Here is a 2,640-nt window from a genome sequence, read left to right on the forward strand (position 1 = left end):
GACAAGGCCTCCTACCGGACCGGCGAACCGATCGAAGCCACCGTGCGGATCCGCAACGCCGGGACCGCGACCGTCGAGAACATCCAGGTGTACGACCTGTACGACCCGGACTACTTCTTCCACGACCCGGCGCAGTGGGGCGACTTCCGCGGCTACCCGGGCGTGACCCTGGCGCCGGGCGAGGAACGTGCGCAGCACCTGTCCGGACGGGCCAACCGGCCCCAGTCGGAGAAGGTGAACCTCACGGTCCGCGTGTTGCCGGGCTTCTCCGGCAGCCCGATCGACGTGCCGTTCAGCGCGCCGATCGTGCCGCGGACCGGACGGGTCAGCGGGGTGGTCTACAAAGACGCCGACCATGACCACGTCATCGATCCGGGTGAGACGGTGGCCGGCCACCCGGTCTCGCTGAGCTACGGGTTCATCTCGGAGGAGCTCCGGACGACCACCGGGTCCGACGGCCGGTTCGACTTCGGCCGGCTGCCCACCTGGGACTACTTCCTGGCCCCGTTCGAGCTCGACGGATGGACCATCCCGTCCCAGCGGTTCACCCTGGACGAGGACGGCGTGAACCTGGTGCTCCGGCTGGCAAAGCCCTATGACGGCACGCTGGCCGTGGCGATGGCGTTCACCAAGGACACCTACGCGCCGGGCGAGACCGCGCACATCACCGTGACCCTGACCAACTCGGGCTCGAAGCCGTTCGAGGACCTGGTGGCGCGCTGCAACGGCATCGGCAACGACGACTCGCTGACCGAGCACCTGCCCGGATGGGGCGAACTGGTGACCGGCCTGACCCTGGCGCCCGGCCAGACGCGGGTGATCGACGTGACGGACACCGTCCCGCAGGCCGCCTACGAGACCGGTCAGGTCGACGTGTCCTGCGTCTTCGGCCACGAGGAAGACGACGGCTTCGAGCAGGTCCGGGCCGGGGACGAAGCGGCCGTGCCGGGTGCGATCACCACCCTCGAGGGAACGGTGGAGCGGTACGAGGACGGCGGCTCCGAGTCGCAGGGTGGCGTCGCCGGGGTGCGGCTGGTGCTGGTGAACGACCAACTGCTCTGTCCGCTGCACGTCGAGACGACCACCGACGCGAACGGTCACTACGCGTTCCCGAACCTGGCCCCGGGCGGCGGGTACCAGCTGTACGTCGTGCCGCCGGCCGGTCTGCGGTTCATCAACGAGAACCCGCTGCCGGTGCAGGTCCGGGCCTGGTCGCCGCCCAGGCCGCTGCAGCTCATCGTCGTGCCCGGTACCGCGGAGCAGCCGGAGATCCCGGCACCGCCGGCCAGTTGCCCGAACCAGCCGGCGCCGGTGGCCAACCCCGCCCCGCAGGCCCGGGCGGACGGCGCGCTGGCCGACACCGGCGCGAGCGTGCTCGGGCTGGGCGGGTTCGGTCTGCTGACGGTGCTGGGCGGGGCGGCTGCCCTGTTCGGCGCCCGGCGGCGGCGTTCGGCGGCCTGACCTGGCAGCGTGATGCCGCACCGGCGCAATGCCGGTGCGGCATTTCGGTCTCAGCCGCCGAACAGCGCGGGAAGAGTGCTCTCCCAGGCGGCGCGGAGCTCGTCGAGCGGGATGGTGGCGACGCCCTCGATCTCCAGCGTGCCCCAGGTGGCCTCGACCACGCCGAGCTCGCGGAACGCCAGCGCGCGGTCGGTGCACAGCGCGGTGAAGGCCGAAAGGTTCGCGCGGGGCACGGCGACCACGACCCGGCCCGCGGACTCGCTGAACAGCTGGACGAACTGGTCGGAGCCCGCGTCGAGACTGACCCGGCAGCCGGTGTCGCCGATCAGGCAGGCCTCCACCAGGGCCTGCGCCAGGCCGCCGTCGGACAGGTCGTGGGCGGCGGAGACCAGCCCGTCCCGGGCGGCGTCGGCCAGCACACCGGCCAGCACCTGCTCGCGCGCCAGGTCGACCCGCGGCGGCAGCCCGCCGAGGTGGTCGTGCACCACGTGCGCCCACTCCGAGCCGCCGAACTCCTCGCGGGTCTCGCCGAGCAGCACCAGCACATGCCCGTTGGCGGTCATGTCCCAGCCGCTGGGGATCCGCCGGGTGACGTCGTCGATCACGCCGAGCACGCCGACTACCGGCGTGGGCAGGATCGCGGTGTCACCGGTCTGGTTGTAGAAGCTCACGTTGCCGCCGGTCACCGGGATGCCCAGCGTGGCGCAGCCGTCGGCGAGCCCGCGCACCGCCTGCTCGAACTGCCACATCACGCCCGGGTCCTCGGGCGAGCCGAAGTTCAGGCAGTTCGTCACGGCCACCGGGCGGGCCCCGCTCACCGCCACGTTGCGGTACGCCTCGGCCAGCGCGAGCTGGGTGCCGGCGTACGGGTCGAGCCGGACGTAGCGGCCGTTGCAGTCGCAGGACAGCGCGACGCCCCGGCCGGTCTCCTCGTCGATCCGGATCATCCCGGCGTCCGACGGTTGCGCCAGCACGGTTCCGCCGCGCACGTACCGGTCGTACTGCTGGGTGACCCAGCGCCGGGACGCCAGGTTGGGCGAGGCCGCCATGCGCAGCACGGTGAACCTCAGCTCGTCCGAAGTGGACGGACGGGCCAGTTCGCCCACGTCGGCCTGCAGGGCGTCCTGGTCGGCCGGTCGCTCGATCGGCCGCTCGTACACCGGGCCCTCGTGCGCCACC

Annotated in this window: 2 protein-coding genes; one reads left to right on the forward strand and one right to left on the reverse strand. The window is 72.3% G+C overall.

Annotated elements, in window-relative coordinates; genetic code table 11:
- Positions 1-1,461, forward strand: a 1,461-nt coding sequence (locus VFO68_RS06965; RefSeq protein WP_325157338.1) for a hypothetical protein, incomplete at its 5' end; no start/stop codon positions are given.
- Positions 1,462-1,511: 50 nt separating this feature from the next.
- Here the strand turns inward: VFO68_RS06965 and VFO68_RS06970 are convergent.
- On the reverse strand, positions 1,512-2,640 hold a 1,129-nt coding region (locus VFO68_RS06970), incomplete at its 5' end, for an AIR synthase related protein (protein WP_325157339.1).

The organism is Actinophytocola sp., assembly GCF_035712165.1.
In the GTDB taxonomy this organism is placed as follows: domain Bacteria; phylum Actinomycetota; class Actinomycetes; order Mycobacteriales; family Pseudonocardiaceae; genus DASYTH01.